The sequence below is a fragment of the Nonomuraea sp. NPDC002799 genome, assembly GCF_053592075.1.
Genome location: NZ_JBSFVA010000016.1, coordinates 161,970 through 177,798 on the forward strand (window position 1 = coordinate 161,970; position 15,829 = coordinate 177,798).

General features: G+C 70.2%; 13 protein-coding genes. 10 read left to right on the forward strand and 3 right to left on the reverse strand.

Annotation, left to right across the window (positions count from 1 at the left end):
* The coding region (locus ACWD0F_RS27665) for a hypothetical protein (RefSeq protein ID WP_449880265.1) at positions 1-361 on the forward strand (361 nt) is incomplete at its 5' end.
* 186 nt (positions 362-547) lie between these two features.
* On the opposite strand, the gene recA is transcribed toward ACWD0F_RS27665, so the two are convergent.
* Complete coding sequence (gene recA / locus ACWD0F_RS27670; protein ID WP_449880268.1) at positions 548-1,648, reverse strand: recombinase RecA; 1,101 nt, start codon at positions 1,646-1,648, stop codon at positions 548-550.
* A gap of 699 nt (positions 1,649-2,347) precedes the next feature.
* Between recA and ACWD0F_RS27675 the strand changes: the two genes are divergently transcribed.
* Positions 2,348-2,620 (forward strand): hypothetical protein, encoded by a 273-nt coding sequence (locus ACWD0F_RS27675; RefSeq protein ID WP_449880270.1) that lies wholly within the window; start codon positions 2,348-2,350, stop codon positions 2,618-2,620.
* Between the two features lie 156 nt (positions 2,621-2,776).
* Here ACWD0F_RS27675 and ACWD0F_RS27680 read toward each other — a convergent pair whose 3' ends face one another.
* Together ACWD0F_RS27680 and ACWD0F_RS27685 are read right to left on the reverse strand one after the other, a co-directional pair.
* Positions 2,777-2,971 carry a DUF3046 domain-containing protein gene (locus ACWD0F_RS27680; protein WP_449880272.1) on the reverse strand — a complete coding sequence of 65 codons (195 nt, stop codon included), beginning with the start codon at positions 2,969-2,971 and terminating at the stop codon, positions 2,777-2,779.
* Between the two features lie 240 nt (positions 2,972-3,211).
* Entirely contained in the window at positions 3,212-3,598 is a 387-nt protein-coding gene (locus ACWD0F_RS27685; RefSeq protein WP_449880274.1) for a VOC family protein, read from the reverse strand.
* Positions 3,599-3,784: 186 nt separating this feature from the next.
* On the opposite strand from ACWD0F_RS27685, the gene ACWD0F_RS27690 reads away from it, so the two are divergent.
* The 8 genes from ACWD0F_RS27690 to ACWD0F_RS27725 all read left to right on the forward strand — a co-directional run bounded on the left by ACWD0F_RS27690 (position 3,785) and on the right by ACWD0F_RS27725 (position 15,810).
* Entirely contained in the window at positions 3,785-8,575 is a 4,791-nt protein-coding gene (locus ACWD0F_RS27690) for an ATP-dependent helicase (protein WP_449880276.1), read from the forward strand.
* Positions 8,576-8,761: 186 nt separating this feature from the next.
* Positions 8,762-9,685, forward strand: coding sequence for a hypothetical protein (locus tag ACWD0F_RS27695; protein WP_449880278.1), 924 nt, complete (start codon positions 8,762-8,764; stop codon positions 9,683-9,685).
* Positions 9,686-9,715: 30 nt separating this feature from the next.
* Complete coding sequence (locus ACWD0F_RS27700; RefSeq protein ID WP_449880280.1) at positions 9,716-10,393, forward strand: GntR family transcriptional regulator; 678 nt, start codon at positions 9,716-9,718, stop codon at positions 10,391-10,393.
* Between the two features lie 91 nt (positions 10,394-10,484).
* Complete coding sequence (locus ACWD0F_RS27705; protein WP_449880282.1) at positions 10,485-12,104, forward strand: ABC transporter substrate-binding protein; 1,620 nt, start codon at positions 10,485-10,487, stop codon at positions 12,102-12,104.
* A complete protein-coding gene (locus ACWD0F_RS27710) occupies positions 12,104-13,063 on the forward strand; it encodes an ABC transporter permease (RefSeq protein ID WP_449880284.1) in 960 nt (319 codons plus the stop codon). The genes ACWD0F_RS27705 and ACWD0F_RS27710 overlap by 1 nt, the downstream gene beginning before the upstream one ends.
* Positions 13,056-13,883, forward strand: a complete 828-nt coding sequence (locus tag ACWD0F_RS27715; protein ID WP_449880285.1) for an ABC transporter permease — start codon at positions 13,056-13,058, stop codon at positions 13,881-13,883. Before ACWD0F_RS27710 ends, ACWD0F_RS27715 begins: the two co-directional genes overlap by 8 nt.
* The gene (locus tag ACWD0F_RS27720; RefSeq protein ID WP_449880287.1) at positions 13,880-14,845 is read left to right on the forward strand and encodes an ABC transporter ATP-binding protein; all 966 of its coding nucleotides are present in this window, start codon (positions 13,880-13,882) and stop codon (positions 14,843-14,845) included. Before ACWD0F_RS27715 ends, ACWD0F_RS27720 begins: the two co-directional genes overlap by 4 nt.
* Positions 14,842-15,810 (forward strand): ABC transporter ATP-binding protein, encoded by a 969-nt coding sequence (locus tag ACWD0F_RS27725; RefSeq protein ID WP_449880289.1) that lies wholly within the window; start codon positions 14,842-14,844, stop codon positions 15,808-15,810. Before ACWD0F_RS27720 ends, ACWD0F_RS27725 begins: the two co-directional genes overlap by 4 nt.
* Positions 15,811-15,829 lie beyond the last annotated feature (19 nt).

A 15,829-nucleotide genomic window follows, 5' to 3' on the forward strand; every position in this document is an offset into this window, starting at 1 on the left:
CATCCTGACCCGCCGAAACCTGACCTGCGTGATCCTGACTTGCCGGAACCTGACCTGCCGGAACCTGGCCGGCGCGATCCTGGCCAGCCGGAACCTGGCCGGCTCGATTCTGGCCGGACAGGGTTTCTTGGGTTGGGTGCTCGGCGTCAGCTCGGTCGTTCGTGGAGGCTTGGTTGGCTGGGAGTGTTTCGTTCTCCGGGCTGTCCGGTGTCCCGTCGTGCCCATCGGACTCGCCGTGCCCTGGCATCAGGGAATTGGTCGGCTCTGGTGGGGCGGTGTCGGTTTCGGTGTTGATGGAGGCGCGTTGGCGGTCGCGTTGCTCGCGCCACTCGTCGGCCGACGGCCAGGCGTCCGCTGCTGAGCGAGCCAGGTCGCGACCGCCGCGCGACCTGGTGTGGTCCCGTGGGTCAGCCACGAGCGGGCCTCCGGAGCAGCGGCTTGCCGACGATGGTGCGGGAGCGGTGATCAGCAACATAGGACCGGGCGCCCCGGAACGGCGGGTGGGGCGCTTGGAGTCGGGTTGTTGGGTCGGTCATGGGGTCAACGATCAGACGTCGCCCGGCTTCGGAGTGGCCTTCGAGCCACGGCCGGAGGAGGCGGCGGCAGGGGCCGGAGCAGCGGCGGCGGCGACCGGCTCAGCGGGAGCGTCGAGGCGCGGGCCCACGCCCAGCTTGTCCTTGATCTTCTTCTCGATCTCGTTGGCCATGTCGGGGTGGCTCTTCAGGAAGTTGCGGGCATTCTCCTTGCCCTGGCCGAGCTGTTCGCCCTCGTACGTGTACCAGGCGCCGGACTTGCGGACGAAGCCGTGCTCCACACCCATGTCGATGAGGCCGCCCTCACGGGAGATCCCAACGCCGTAGAGGATGTCGAAGTCGGCCACGCGGAAGGGCGGAGCCATCTTGTTCTTGACGACCTTGACCCTGGTGCGGTTGCCGACCGCCTCCGTGCCGTCCTTGAGCGTCTCGATGCGGCGGATGTCCAGGCGGACCGAAGCGTAGAACTTGAGCGCCTTACCACCGGTCGTGGTCTCAGGGCTGCCGAACATGACGCCGATCTTCTCGCGGAGCTGGTTGATGAAGATGGCGGTGGTGCCGGTGTTGCTGAGGGCGCCGGCGACCTTGCGCAGGGCCTGGGACATGAGGCGGGCCTGAAGACCGACGTGGCTGTCGCCCATCTCGCCCTCGATCTCGGCCTTGGGCACCAGCGCGGCCACCGAGTCGATGACGATGACGTCGACGGCGCCGGACCTGATCAGCATGTCGGCGATCTCCAGCGCCTGCTCCCCCGTGTCGGGCTGGGAGACGAGCAGAGCGTCGGTGTCCACGCCCAGCTTCTTGGCGTAGTCGGGGTCGAGGGCGTGCTCGGCGTCGATGAACGCCGCGATGCCACCGGCCCGCTGGGCGCTGGCCACCGCGTGCAGGGCGACCGTGGTCTTACCCGAGGACTCGGGGCCGTAGATCTCCACGATGCGGCCACGCGGCAGGCCACCGATGCCGAGGGCCACGTCAAGGGAGATCGACCCCGTGGGGATCACCTCGATGGGGGCTCGGACGTCGTCGCCCAGGCGCATCACTGAGCCCTTGCCGAATTGCCGCTCGATCTGAGCGAGCGCGGTCTCGAGGGCCTTCTCGCGGTCGTTGATAGCCATGGGAACTCCCCTGGAGGGTCGTGGTCCGATCAGTCGAGTGAAAGCTACGGCCTGCCACCGACATTTTCTCGGCAGTCGGGGAAGACGTGGCTGGCGCGGCGGGTCCATCGTAGCCGAACGGCTGTTCGATCACAGCAGTAACACGCAGGTGGCCGGTCAATCTGCCTCCAGCCCTGGTGGCGAGCCGTCAGGTCCTCCTTGCCGTCAGGTCCTCCTTGCCGACGATGTTGGAGTAGGCGTGTTCTTGGTGAGGTCGGCTTCGGCGGTGATCTCCGACAGCGAGTCAGGCAGCGGCTGATCGTGGTTTGGGACAGCGGTGCGCCGATGGTGGTGCTCAAGATGCCAGGAGATGGTGTTGGGACCGGTGCACAGGCTCTGACCGGCCACCGCAAAGGTTGCGCCCGCTCCTACGGGTGTCCCGAGGGCCGGGTGTCCTGAGCGGGTGTCCCGAGGGCCGGGTGGCTGCTTTATCTCGGCTGATCCCGGCAGTGACCCCGACGGTGGGTGTGTAAATGCAAGGTGTCGCCGAGCAGCTTTGGCAGCTTGCGCATGCGCCTTCTTGAGGGTTGTGACGCCAAGCGGGGCGTCACGTCGCGATCTCGCCGGGTGATGTTCGCCAGGGGTTGGCGCCAGCGTGTTGTCATGTGCGATGAGCTGGGGAGACTCACTGCAGGGGCAAGGGTTGGAGGCGGCGACGTGGTGAGCGGCTACACCGGGGAACGGCGCGTCCATTTGGAGGCACTCGCCGAGTTGCTGCCCGACCACGGCCTGGTCGGGCGTATGGTCGGCGGCGACGATCCGGTGTTGTGGGTCTGGCATCCGCGTACCGGACGCCAGACGATCATCTTCGCCACCCCGTCGGGGCAGGGCTGGCTCTTCCTGTGGTCGCCGGGTGGGCAAGGGGCCGTGGACGATCTGGAGCATACGGCCGCTGCGCTGCGCCAGACGCTGGACCTGCCCGAACCCGATTAACCCGGCTACCCCGGGCCACTCCGGCTACCCCTGCTACCCGGTCATTCCAGTACCCCAGCTACCCCGGCCATCCAGGTACCCCTCTTGCCCCGGCTACCCAGTCATCCAGCTACTCCTGTTGCCCCGGCTACCCCGGTTGCCCCGGATTACGGACGGTCAGCGGAGCTTGGATGAGACGTCCTCAACCTGACAGACGGCGCGCCAGACGGTTTTGGCGCTCTCTCCATCGGACAGCGCCTGCGCCACCGTCCGCCCGCCCAACGGGGCGATGACGTAGTCCCGAGCCCACGACTCGGCGTAGGTTTCGCCGAAGTGAGCGTTCATCCGTCTCCAGAATTCGGTCAGGCGCATGACGTCAAGTATGGAATCGCCCGGGGCGTGGGTAGAACACCTCCATGCCAAAGACCCCCAAGTCTTCACCCCCGAGGACAGCCAAGACCAAGGCCAACAGAGCCAAGCGCCGCCGGTTACTACTGGTGATACGACTCGCCGTACAGCAGGAGAAGGCGGAGCGATCTGAGCGGCATGCGGGCATCAGACGGGCGCCCCGTGCGGGCAAGCCGCGGACGCGCAGGGCGTCACGGCGTTAGGTCACAACACCCGCGATCCGTACATCTCACCGAGATGGTCGGCGAGCAGCTCCAGCCGGGCGCCGTCGGGGTCCTTGAAGTAAATGGAGGCGCCGCTCTCGATCTGGTGCGGCACGCCGGCCATCTCCAGCTTTCCGCGCAGTCGCTCCCACGTGGCGGGGTCCACCGAGATCGCGATGTGGTGCAGGCCGCCGAGCACTTCCTGGTACGGCCCGAGGTCGAGGCCCGGGAAGTCGAAGAACGCGAGCAGGTTGCCGTTGCCGATGTCGAAGAAGAAGTGGCTGGAGCCCTTGTAGTCGCGGTTCTCGATGATCTCGGTGAGCGGGAACTCCAGAAGCTCCTGGTAGAACGCGATGGTGCGCTCCACATCGGAAGAGATCAAGGCCATGTGGTGCAGGCCGCGAGCGCTGCTCGAGGGTCGGTGCGGTAAGACGTATCGTCGCCTGATCTCCGCACGGCGGGCTTCGATGGCCGCATAGTCAGTGGTCACGGTCGCTGTATGTCCGCAAGTGCCCCTGCTCAATCTTGTGCTGTCGTGCCAAATGCGTTTTCTGTCGGTGGCAAGAGGCAATATGTGCAGGTGAGCTCGCTAGACCATTTCAGCCAGGTGACCAGGCAATGGTTCGCTGGGGCCTTCCAAGCTCCCACGGCCGCCCAAGAGGGGGCGTGGGAGTCGATTTCGCGCGGTGACAACACCCTCGTCGTCGCGCCCACCGGGTCGGGCAAGACGCTGGCGGCCTTTCTGTGGTCCCTCGACCGGCTGGCGGCCGAGCCCGCCCCACCCGGCGTGCCGGGCAAGCCGACAAAACCCGCCAAGCCAGCGAGCAAGCCAGCGAGACCGGCCAAGTCCGCGAAGTCAGCCAATGTCGCGAAGCCTGCTGGGGTCGCGGAAGCTGCTGAGGTTGCGCAGCAAGTCAGGCCCATGGGGACACGCGTGCTGTACGTGTCGCCGCTCAAGGCGCTGGCCGTGGACGTCGAGCGCAACCTGCGCGCGCCGCTGGCCGGGCTCAAGCAGACGGCGCGGCGGCTCGGCCTGCCGGTGCCGGAGATCTCGGTGGCGATCCGCTCGGGTGACACGCCGGCCCAGGAGCGCCGGCGGTTCGCGGCCAAGCCGTCCGACATCCTGATCACGACGCCCGAGTCGCTGTTCCTGCTGCTCACCAGCCAGGCTCGGGAGGCGTTGCGCGACGTCAGGACGGTGATCGTGGACGAGGTGCACGCGGTCGCGGCCACCAAGCGCGGCGCCCACCTGGCACTCAGCCTGGAGCGGCTCGACGCGCTGCTCGAACGGCCCGCGCAGCGGATCGGGTTGTCGGCGACCGTACGGCCGGTGAGTGAGGTGGCGACGTTCCTGGGCGGGGCGCGCCCGGCGACCGTGGTGCAGCCGCCGTCGGACAAGGTCATCGAGGTCGACGTCGTGGTGCCCGTCGAGGACATGACCGAGATGGAGAGCGGGCCGCGCGCGGAGGGCGAGGAGTTCGCCCCCGAGCCGACCAGCAGGTCCATCTGGCCGCATGTCGAGGAGCGGCTGTTCGATCTGATCGAGGCCCACAGCTCGACGATCGTGTTCGCCAACTCCAGGAGGCTGGCGGAGCGGCTGTGCACCCGGCTCAACGAGCTGGCGTACGAGCGGCGGCAAGGCCCGGAGACCGTCGACCTGTCGATCTGGGAGACAGGATCGCCGCGCCCGCCCGCCGAGGTGATGGCGCAGGCGGGGGCGAGCAGGGGGGCCACCACGGAGGTCGTGCGCGCGCACCACGGGTCGGTCTCCAAGGAGGAGCGGGCGCAGATCGAGGAGGCGCTCAAGTCGGGCCGGTTGCCTGCCGTGGTCGCCACTTCCAGCCTGGAGCTGGGCATCGACATGGGCGCGGTGGACCTGGTCGCGTGTGTGGAGGCGCCGCCGAGCGTGGCCAGCGGGCTGCAGCGCATCGGCCGGTCCGGCCACCAGGTCGGCGCGGTGTCCAGGGGTGTCATCTTCCCCAAGTACCGGGGTGACCTGGTGCAGACGACCGTGGTGGCCGAGCGGATGAAGAGCGGCCAGATCGAGGAGCTGCACTATCCGCGTAATCCGCTCGACGTGCTGGCCCAGCAGATCGTGGCGATGACCGCGCTCGACGAGTGGACGGTCGAGGAGCTGGAGTCCGTGGTCAGGCGGGCGGCCCCGTACGCCACCCTGCCGAGGACCGCGCTGGAGGCGACGCTCGACATGCTGGCCGGGCGCTATCCGAGTGAGGAGTTCGCCGAGCTGCGCCCGCGCATCGTGTGGGACCGGGTCACCGGCACCCTCCAGGGGCGTCCCGGCGCGCAGCGGCTGGCGGTCACCAACGGCGGCACCATCCCCGACCGGGGTCTGTTCGGGGTGTTCCTGGTGGGCGAGCGTGCCTCCAGGGTGGGCGAGCTGGACGAGGAGATGGTCTACGAGTCGCGCGTGGGCGACGTCTTCGTGCTGGGCGCGACGTCCTGGCGGATCGAGGACATCACGGCCGACCGGGTGCTGGTCTCCCCGGCTCCCGGCCAGCCGGGCAAGCTGCCGTTCTGGCACGGCGACGCGGCGGGGCGGCCGGTGGAGCTGGGCAAGGCGATCGGGCAGTTCCTGCGCGAGCAGGCCAAGGAGGGCACGACCGACCGGATGCGGGCGGCCGGGCTCGACGAATACGCCTCGGGCAACCTCATGGCCTACCTCAACGAGCAGCGCGAGGCCACCGGTTACGTCCCCGACGACCGCACCCTGCTGGTCGAGCGCTTCCACGACGAGCTGGGCGACTGGCGCGTGGTGATCCATTCCCCCTACGGCGCCCGGGTGCACGCCCCGTGGGCGCTGGCGATCAACCGGCGGCTGCGCGAGCGCTACGGCATCGACGTACAGGCCGTGCACTCCGACGACGGCATCGTGCTGCGCATCCCCGACACGCTGGCCGAGCCGCCCACCGACGTGGCGGCCTTCGACGCCGAGGAGATCGAACGGATCGTCACCGAGGAGCTGGGCGGCTCGGCGTTGTTCTCCTCCCGCTTCAGGGAGTGCGCGGGGCGGGCGCTGCTGCTGCCGCGCCGCACGCCGGGGCGGCGCAGCCCGCTGTGGCAGCAGCGGCAGCGGGCCGCCCACCTGCTGGGGGTGGCCTCCCAGTACGCGTCGTTCCCGATCGTGCTGGAGACGATGCGCGAGTGCTTGCAGGACGTGTTCGACGTGCCGGGGCTCGTGCAGCTCATGCGTGACATCGCCGCCCGCCGGGTGCGCGTGGTGGAGGTGGAGACCTCGCAGGCCTCGCCGTTCGCGGCCTCGCTGCTGTTCCACTACGTGGGCGCGTTCATGTACGAAGGCGACGCGCCCCTGGCCGAACGGCGGGCGCAGGCCCTCGCGCTGGACACCACGCTGCTGGCCGAACTGCTGGGCCAGGCCGACCTGCGCGAGCTGCTCGACCCCGACGTGATCTCCGACACCGAGCGGGAGCTGGCCAGGCTCGACCGGCCGCTGCGCGACCTGGAGGATCTCTCTGACCTGCTGCGCTCGCACGGGCCGCTGCTGGCGCCCGACGTCAGCGTGCGCGGCGGCGATCCCGCCTGGCTGGAGGCGCTCGAACGTGCCCGCCGCGCGATCAGGGTACGCATCGCGGGCGAGGAGCAGTGGGTGGCCATCGAGGACGCGGCCCGCCTGCGTGACGCGCTGGGCACGCCGCTGCCCGTCGGGATCCCGCACACGTTCCTGGAGCCCGTGCCCGATCCGCTGGCGGACCTGGTGGCGCGGCACGCCCGCACCCGAGGGCCCTTCCATCCCGGTACGGCCGCCGCCCGGTTCGGGCTCGGCGTGGCCGTGGTGACCGACGCCCTGCGGCGGCTGGCGGCGTCGGGGCGGGTGGTCAACGGCGAGTTCCGTCCTGGCGGGCGGGGCGAGGAGTGGTGCGACGCCGGGGTGTTGCGGATGTTGCGGCGCAGGTCGCTGGCTCAGCTCCGCAAGGAGGTCGAGCCGGTCGAGCCGGAGACGCTGGCCGTGTTCCTGTCGGCCTGGCACGGCATCACCGGGTCCGACGGGGCGGCCAGGGGCAAGGCCGGGGACGCCCGCGCCATGGACGCGCTCATCCGCTCGATCGAGCTGCTCCAGGGGGCGGTCGTGCCCGCGTCCGCGCTGGAGACGCTGGTGCTGCCGTCCCGGGTGCCCGGCTACCATCCGGCGCTGCTCGACGAGCTGACCTCGTCGGGCGAGGTGATGTGGTCCGGCCAGGGGTCGCTGCCCGGCGGCGACGGCTGGGTGTCGCTCTACTTCGCCGACACCGCGCCGCTGCTGATGCCCGAGCCCACCGAGATCACGATGACGCCGGTCCATGAGCGCGTGCTGGAGCTCCTGAGCGGGGGCGGCGCGCTGTTCTTCCGGGGGATCTCCGACCAGCTCGGCTCGCTGGACGACGCTTCGCTGGTCTCCGCTCTGTGGGATCTGGTGTGGTCGGGGCGGGTGTCCGGCGACACGCTGGCGCCGCTGCGGGCGACGCTCGGCACCGGGCGTCCTGCGCATCGGCCCGCCACGACGCGGCGGCGCCGGGCGGTGCTGCCGAGCCGGAGCGGGCCGCCGACCGTGGGCGGGCGGTGGTGGTTGCTGCCCGCGCCTGCCGAGGGGGCGACACCGCGTGCGCAGGCCCAGGCCGAGGTGCTGCTGGAGCGGCATGGTGTGGTGACGCGGGGAGCGGTGACGTCGGAACGGCTTCCTGGAGGGTTTACGCCCATTTATCAGGTCTTGCGGGCCTATGAGGAGAGCGGGCGGTGCCGCCGGGGCTACTTCGTCGAAGGGCTCGGGGGCGCGCAGTTCGCGCTGCCGGGTGCGGTGGATCGGATGCGCGCCATGGCGCCGGGCATCGCGCCTGGCGGCGGCCGTCCGGAGAACATGGGGACGATCGAGCAGGCGGGCGCGGGGGCCTTCGAGCAGGGAGGCACCAGGACGGGCGAGGACGCGGGTGCGGGGGCGTTCGAGCAGGCGGGGGCGTTCGGCCGGGCGCGTTCCGGGGCTTCCGTGCGGCGGGCCGTGGTGCTGGCGGCGGCAGACCCGGCCAACCCGTACGGCGCCGCGCTCCCCTGGTCGCAACATCCCGGCGACGTCGGCCACAAGCCGGGGCGGAAGGCCGGATCCCTGGTCGTGCTGGTCGACGGCCACCTGGTCCTCTACGTCGAACGCGGCGGCAAGACGCTGCTGTCGTTCACCGACGACGAACGGCTGCAGCCGGCCGTCGACGCGCTGGCCCTGGCCGTGCGGGACGGCGCGCTGGGGAAGCTGACCGTGGAGCGGGCCGACGGGGCCTCCATCGTGGAGTCACCGCTGGCGGCGGCCCTGGAGGCGGCCGGGTTCCATCCGACGCCACGCGGGTTGCGGCTGCGCGCCTGACGTAAGGGCCGCCCCTCTGACGCGGCTTGCGACTGCGTCTGGCGCAAGGGCCGTCCTCTGACGTGGGTTGCGGCTGCGCGCCTGACGAACCCCCGTACGGCGCCGGCCGTGGTCGTCGTGTCGGGCGGAGAAATGCCTGGCGGGTCCGGCAGAATGATCGTCCCGACTACCCGAGGAATCCGCCGCATGAGGTTACTGATCGCCGCCACGGTGGCACTCGTCACCGCCGTTCCGGCCGTGGCCCACGCCGAGTCCGCCGGTCCCGACCCGATCAGGGCCATCCGCACGCTGCTCGCCGAGGGCAGCGGAGCGCGGATCGACGTCTTCGGCTCGGTCGTGACCAGCCGGTACAAGAGGGACGAGGCGTCGGACCAGGACCACACGGGCGGTTATGACGTGAGCGGGGCCGGGCGGATCCGGCTCGGCGCGAGCGGCGTGGTGGCGGCGGAGGTGACCCGGAAGCTGACGTTCGAGGGCGCGCCGGAGCGGGCGCTCATGGCCGAGGACGCGGAGACGGACCCCTACGCCGCCGGCGTGCTCGCCTCCGCCGGGACCACCCGCATGATCAGCGTGCGGGGCCGCCAGTACCAGTTGCCGCCCAAGGCGAAGCGGTGGATCGGCCTGGGCCGCGCCAGTGGGGGCGCGGCGGCGTACGGCGACCAGGTGATCAACGTGTTCGAGCCGGCGACGTTGCGCAAGTTGCTGGCCGGCGCGGACCGCAAGAGCGTGTCGGACTGGCACGAGAACAGCGCCACCGGCCGCAGGCAGCGCATCTACACGGTGAGCGGGCTCATCACCCTCGCCGGGCTGCACACGTTGTCGCCCAGCTTCAGGGAGGCGGCCGGGCCGGCCACCGGCGGCGCGGCGCAGGTCGACTGGACGTACATGTACGACGACCGCGGCCTGCCGTACCGGGCCGGCTGGCTTTTCCACGCGCTGCCCGACGGTGAGGGGCTCGGGGACGACCGGGTCAGACGGGTGTCGATGGCCACGCAGTACCGCGGCTGGGGCAGCGAGGTCTCGATCACGGCGCCGCGGTCGGTGCGGGGCAAGGGCCTGGCCGTCGACGAGGTCCTCGACGTCCTGCGGGCCCCCGCGCGGTCCGAGTAATAATCCCCTCTGTATACGATAAATCCCTATATGACTGATCTGACGCTGGGCGCGTCTCACCGGACCTTGCGCGACGAGGTCACCAGTGAGTTGCGGCGCCGCATCCTCTCGGGCGAGTTCGCCCAGGGCGAGCGCCTGGTCGAGGACCGGCTTGCCGCCTCGCTCGGCGTCTCGCGCAACCCCGTGCGCGAGTCCATCCGGGTGCTGGCCACCGAGGGCTTCGTCGAGGTCGTCCCCCGCTTCGGCGCGACCGTCGCCCGCCTGTCCGCCGAGGAGGGCGAGGAGCTCTTCGACGTCCGGATGGCCATCGAGGGGCTCGCGGCCCGGCTGGCGGCGCGCAAACGCAGCCCCGCCGCGGCCCGGCGGCTGCGGCAGGTGCTGGAGCAGGCCAAGGAGGCGGTGGAGAGCGGGCACCTGGAGCAGGTGGCCGACCTCAACACCGCCTTCCACCTGGCCGTGGGCGAGGCGGCGGGCAACTCCTACCTCAGCCTGATGATGAAGCCGATGCTCCAGCGGGCGCAGTGGGTCTTCACCCAGACCGCCGCCACGCGCGGCCCGCACTCCTGGTCGGAGCACCTCGGCCTGTGCGAGGCGATCGTCGCAGGCGACGAGGACGAGGCGCAGGCCAGAGCCGTCGCGCACGTCGCCGCAGCCAGACGATCTTTCCTCGCGGCGGTGGGCCGCACGGCAAAACACCCGAACGATTAGAGAACACTCAGATAACAACATAAGGTGATGAAACACCACTGAAATGTGAGGTTGTGTATACAGTCTCCTAAACCTTTTCAACGGAGGCTCCATGAGACCGTCCCCCAGGCTGGTCGCGGCGCTGGCCTTCCTCCCCGTGGCCCTTGCGGCTTGCGGTGGCGGCGGATCCAGCAACAACACCCCCGCGGCTGCTCCTTCCATAGCCGACGCCTCGGCCGACACCCGGCCGGTCAAGGGCGGCGGCACGCTCAACGTGGCGCTGAACGCCGACCCTGACGCGCTCGACCCGAGCACCTCGACCACGCTGGTGGGCCGCGAGGTGTTCGCGAGCATGTGCGAGAAGCTCTACGACATCGACGCCACCTCCACGCTCGTCCCGCAGCTGGCCTCGGCACTGCCCGAGGTCTCCGGTGACGGCAAGGAAGTGACGATCAAGCTGCGCGAAGGCGTCAAGTTCAACGACGGCACGGCGTTCGACGCCGAGGCGGTCAAGAAGTCGCTGGACCGGCACCGCACCTGGGAGAAGTCCGCGCGTCAGGCCGACCTGGCGGCGATCTCCAAGGTCGGCGTGGTCGACGCCACCACGGTGAAGCTCACGCTGACGCAGGCGTTCACGCCGCTGGCCGCGCAGCTCGCCGACCGCGCCGGCATGATCCTGTCGCCCAAGGCGCTGGACGCGAGCAGCGACAACTTCGGCGCGAACCCGGTGTGCGTCGGGCCGTTCAAGTTCGCCGGCCGCACCTCCGGCAGCCAGATCGAGCTGGACCGGGCGCCGGACTACTACGACGCCGCCAAGGTCAAGCTCGACAAGGTTGTATACAAAATCATCGTCGACCCCAACGTGCGGGCCGCGAACCTGAAGTCCGGCGACGTGCAGGTGGCCGACCAGCTCGCCACGAACACGGTCAAGGGCGTGCAGGCGGATCCGAACCTGTCCGTCGTGTCCGGCGGCGGCCTCGGCTACTACGGCTTCCAGATCAACGTCGGCAACGTCAAGGGCTCCACGGAGAAGCCGGGTGCGGTGAACACCGCGCTGGGCAAGAGCCCGCAACTGCGCGAGGCGTTCGAGTTGTCGCTCGACCGGGACGCGATCAACAAGACCGTCTACAACGGTCTGCACGAGGTCGACTGCTACCCGGTTCCCGCCGACAGCCCGTTCCGGCCGAAGGACCTGCCGTGCGCCAAGCGCGACCTGGCCAAGGCCAAGCAGCTCGTGCAGGCCTCCGGCGTGCAGACGCCGATCCCGGTCACGCTGGCCACGCCGAACGACGCCGTCAACCAGCGTCTGGCGCAGGTCATCCAGTCGATGGCCAAGGAGGCCGGCTTCAACGTGAGCGTGCAGACGGCCGAGTTCGTCAGCGTTCTGGAGCAGGGTAAGGCCGGCAAGTTCGACGTCCTGCTGAGCGGCTGGTCGGGCCGTGTGGACCCGGACGGCAACCTCACGAACCTGGTCACCACCCAGGGCAGCAACAACTACGCCGGCATGGCGGACGCGGGCATCGACGACCCGATCAAGCAGGCCGCCGCAGAGACGGACACCGCCAAGCGGGCCGAGCTGTACGGCAGCGCCATGCGGAAGGCCGCCGAGCTCCGGGGCGTGGTGTACCTGTACCACAACAAGTACTACCTGGGCATGAACAAGACCGTGGCCGGGGTCCAGTACTTCAAGGACGGTCTGCCGCGCTTCGTGACCGCCGGGTTCGCCGGCTGATGTTCTGGTTCATCCTTCGGCGCTTCGGCTCCGCGGTGATCGTGCTCTTCATGGCCAGCGTCCTGATCTTTCTCGGGATCAGGGCGCTGCCCGGCGATCCGGCCACGGTCATGGCGGGCCAGGAAGCCTCGCCCGCCGCGATCGAGGCCATCCGGCACGAGTTCGGCCTGGACAAGCCGCTGCTCGCCCAGTACGGCGACTACGTCGGCCAGACCCTCACCGGCAACTTCGGCCGCTCCACGCAGGACCAGCTCCCGGTGATCGACATCATCGCCGAACGGCTGCCGGTCACGCTGCAACTGTCGGCCCTGGCCATGCTGGTCGCGATCATCGTCGGCGTCGGCGCCGGCATCGTCGCGGCCGTCCGGCGCGGCAAGGTCGCCGACTACCTGGCCACCGCCTTCGGGCTGGCCGGCCTGTCGGTGCCGCACTTCTGGCTGGGCCTGCTCGGCATCCTGCTGTTCGCGGTCACCTGGCAGGTGCTGCCCGCCTCCGGCTATGTCCCGTTCTTCGAGGATCCCGTGGAGAACCTGCGGCGCATGATCCTGCCCGCCCTCGTGCTCGGCACCGGCTTCGCGGCCATCCTCATGCGGCAGACCCGCTCGGCCATGCTGGGCGCGCTGTCGGCCGACTATGTCAGGACCGCCAGGTCCAAGGGCCTGTCGGAGATCAAGGTCGTGGGCGCGCACGCGCTGCGCAACAGCCTGACGACCGTGATCACCGTGCTCGGCCTGCAGCTGGGCGCGCTGATCAGCGGGGCCGTGGTGACCGAGCAGATCTTCGTCATCCCCGGGTTCGGCAAGCTGACCGTGGACGCGGTCCTGACCAGGAACTATCCGGTCATCCAGGCCGTCGTGCTCATCACGGTGGTCGGCTACGTGCTGGTCAACCTGCTGGTGGACATCGCCTACGCCTTCCTCAACCCGCGGATCAGGCTGTCGGGGGGCAAGCATGAGTAAGTTGTGGCGGCGTTTCAGAAGGCGCCCGATGCCGATGGCCGGCCTGGTGCTGGTGGTCGCGTTCGTGCTGCTGGCGCTGCTGGGGCCGCTGTTCACGGGCGACCCGGCCGCGCAGGACTATCTGGCCACGCTCGCCGCCCCGTCGGGCGCCCATCCGATGGGCACCGACGACCTGGGCAGGGACGCCTTCGCCCGGATCGCGCACGGGGCGCAGGTGTCGCTGCAGGCGGGCGTTCTGTCCACACTGCTGGCGATGGCGATCGGCATCCCCGTCGGGCTGGTCGCCGGGTTCTACCGGCGCTGGCTCGACCCGATCGTGATGCGGCTGGTGGACGTGACGCTGGCGTTCCCGTTCCTGGTGTTCGCGGTGGGCCTGGCGGCGATCATCGGCCCCTCGCTGAAGGGCGTGGTGCTGGCGCTGGGCTTCTCCCAGCTGCCCGCCATCATCCGGATCACCCGGGGCGAGGTGCTGGCGGTCAGGGAGATGGACTACGTGTCCGCGGCCATCGCCGACGGCTCCGGCGACGGGCACATCATCTTCCGCTACGTGCTCCCGAACTGCGCCAGCCCGCTGATCGTGCAGGCCACGGTGGCGATTCCGGCGGCGATCATCGGCGAGGCCACGCTGTCGTTCCTGGGGCTCGGCGTGCAACCGCCGACGCCGTCGTGGGGTGTGATGCTGACGACCGCGCAGCAGTACCTGAGCGACGCGCCCTGGCTGGCCGTCTGGCCGGGACTGATGATCGCGCTGGCCACCCTCGGGTTCAACCTGCTCGGTGACGGGCTGCGCGACGTTCTCGATCCGAGGAGTCACCGATGAGCCTGCTGGAGATCACCGACCTGACCGTCGGCTTCGACACCGAGGACGGCCTGGTGCAGGCGGTCAGGGACATCTCGCTCAGTCTGGACGAGGGCGAGATCCTGGCGCTGTGCGGCGAGTCCGGCTGCGGCAAGTCGGTCACCGCGATGTCGGTGCCCCGGCTGCTGCCGCCGGAGACGACGAGGTTGTCCGGGTCGGTGCGACTCGACGGACGCGAGCTGACCACGCTGTCGGAGCGGGCCATGCGGCAGGTACGCGGCAAGGACGTCTCGGTCGTCTTCCAGGAGCCGATGACCTCGCTCAACCCGTCGTTCACCGTCGGCTACCAGATCACCGAGGTGCTGCGCCGGCACGAGCGCCTGAGCCGTCAGGCGGCCGACCGGCGGGCCGTCGAGCTGCTGGAGCTGGTCGGCATCCCGGCGCCGCAGCGCAGGATGAAGGAGTACCCGCACCAGCTCTCGGGCGGCATGCGCCAGCGCGTGATGATCGCGATCGCGGTGGCCTGCTCGCCCCGGGTGCTGATCGCCGACGAGCCCACCACGGCGCTCGACGTGACGATCCAGGCCGGGGTGCTGGACGTGTTCCGCGACCTGCGCGACCGGCTCGGGACGGCGATCATCCTCATCACGCACGACCTGGGCGTGGTGGCCGACATCGCCGACCGGGCCGTGGTCATGTACGCGGGCCGCGCCGTCGAGCAGGCCCCGGTGGCCGAGCTCTTCGCCCGGCCGCGTCATCCGTACACGCTGGGCCTGATGAACGCCCTCCCATCAGCGGCCGTCAACGGCCGGCTGGCCGAGATCCCCGGCATGGTGCCCTCACCGCTGTCGGACCCCGACGAGTGCGCCTTCCAGACCCGGTGCTCGCGCGCCCAGGCGGACTGCCGCGCGTCGAGGCCGCCGCTCGAACCGCACGCGCCAGGCCACCTCACGGCCTGCTACCACCCGGGAGGCCGGCAGTGATCCTGCGCATCGACAACCTGGTCAAGCACTACGGCCCGGTACGCGCCGTGGACGGCCTGTCGCTGGAGATCGGCGAAGGCGAGGTGCTCGGGCTGGTCGGCGAGTCCGGCAGCGGCAAGTCCACGGTCGGCAAGTGCGTGCTGCGCCTGACCGAGCCCACCTCAGGCATGATCGAGCTCGGCGGCCGGGACATCACGCGCCTGTCGCGCCGGGCCATGCGCCCGCTGCGCCGCGACGTCCACATGGTCTTCCAGGACCCCTACTCCTCGCTCAACCCGCGCTTCACGATCGAGCGGATCGTCGGCGAGCCGCTGCTCCGCCACGGCGTGACCGACCGGCGCGAGACGGCGAAACGGGTGGCGGCCATGCTGGAGCGGGTCGGGCTGCGTCAGGAGATGCGCGCGCGGTACCCGCACGAGCTGTCCGGCGGGCAGCGGCAGCGGGTGGGGCTGGCCAGGGCGCTGATCCTTGAGCCCAAGCTGGTCGTCGCTGACGAGCCGGTGTCGGCGCTCGACGTGTCGGTGCAGGCGTCGGTGCTCAACCTGATCACCGATCTGCAGCGGGACATGGGGTTCTCGTGCCTGTTCATCACGCACGACCTGTCGGTGGTGGAGTTCCTGGCCGACCGGATCGCCGTGATGTACCTGGGCAGGATCGTCGAATCCGGCCCCAAGGCGGAGATTTTCGCGGCGCCGCGGCATCCGTACACGCAGGCCCTGCTCTCGGCCGCCCCGGTGGCCGATCCGGTCAGGCAGCGGGAGCGGCGCAGGGTCGTGCTCGGCGGTGACGTGCCGAGCCCGATCGATCCTCCGGCGGGGTGCCGGTTCCACACGCGGTGCCCGCTGGCGTACGACGCCTGCCGCACCGATGAGCCGCCCCTGCACGACCCACGTGGCACCGGCCATCCAGCCGCCTGTCACCTGGTAACGGCGGACGGCGTCCCCGACGCGTCCGCGCACCGATAGAAGGAGAGACTTTGTTCAC

What these genes read in the sequence shown, in the direction of transcription:
- recA (WP_449880268.1), bottom strand. Translation starts at nt 1,648, where the DNA reads ATGGCTATCAACGACCGCGAGAAGGCCCTCGAGACCGCGCTCGCTCAG.
- ACWD0F_RS27680 (WP_449880272.1), bottom strand. Translation starts at nt 2,971, where the DNA reads ATGCGCCTGACCGAATTCTGGAGACGGATGAACGCTCACTTCGGCGAA.
- ACWD0F_RS27685 (WP_449880274.1), bottom strand. Translation starts at nt 3,598, where the DNA reads ATGGCCTTGATCTCTTCCGATGTGGAGCGCACCATCGCGTTCTACCAG.
- ACWD0F_RS27695 (WP_449880278.1), top strand. Translation starts at nt 8,762, where the DNA reads ATGAGGTTACTGATCGCCGCCACGGTGGCACTCGTCACCGCCGTTCCG.
- ACWD0F_RS27700 (WP_449880280.1), top strand. Translation starts at nt 9,716, where the DNA reads ATGACTGATCTGACGCTGGGCGCGTCTCACCGGACCTTGCGCGACGAG.
- ACWD0F_RS27705 (WP_449880282.1), top strand. Translation starts at nt 10,485, where the DNA reads ATGAGACCGTCCCCCAGGCTGGTCGCGGCGCTGGCCTTCCTCCCCGTG.
- ACWD0F_RS27710 (WP_449880284.1), top strand. Translation starts at nt 12,104, where the DNA reads ATGTTCTGGTTCATCCTTCGGCGCTTCGGCTCCGCGGTGATCGTGCTC.
- ACWD0F_RS27715 (WP_449880285.1), top strand. Translation starts at nt 13,056, where the DNA reads ATGAGTAAGTTGTGGCGGCGTTTCAGAAGGCGCCCGATGCCGATGGCC.
- ACWD0F_RS27720 (WP_449880287.1), top strand. Translation starts at nt 13,880, where the DNA reads ATGAGCCTGCTGGAGATCACCGACCTGACCGTCGGCTTCGACACCGAG.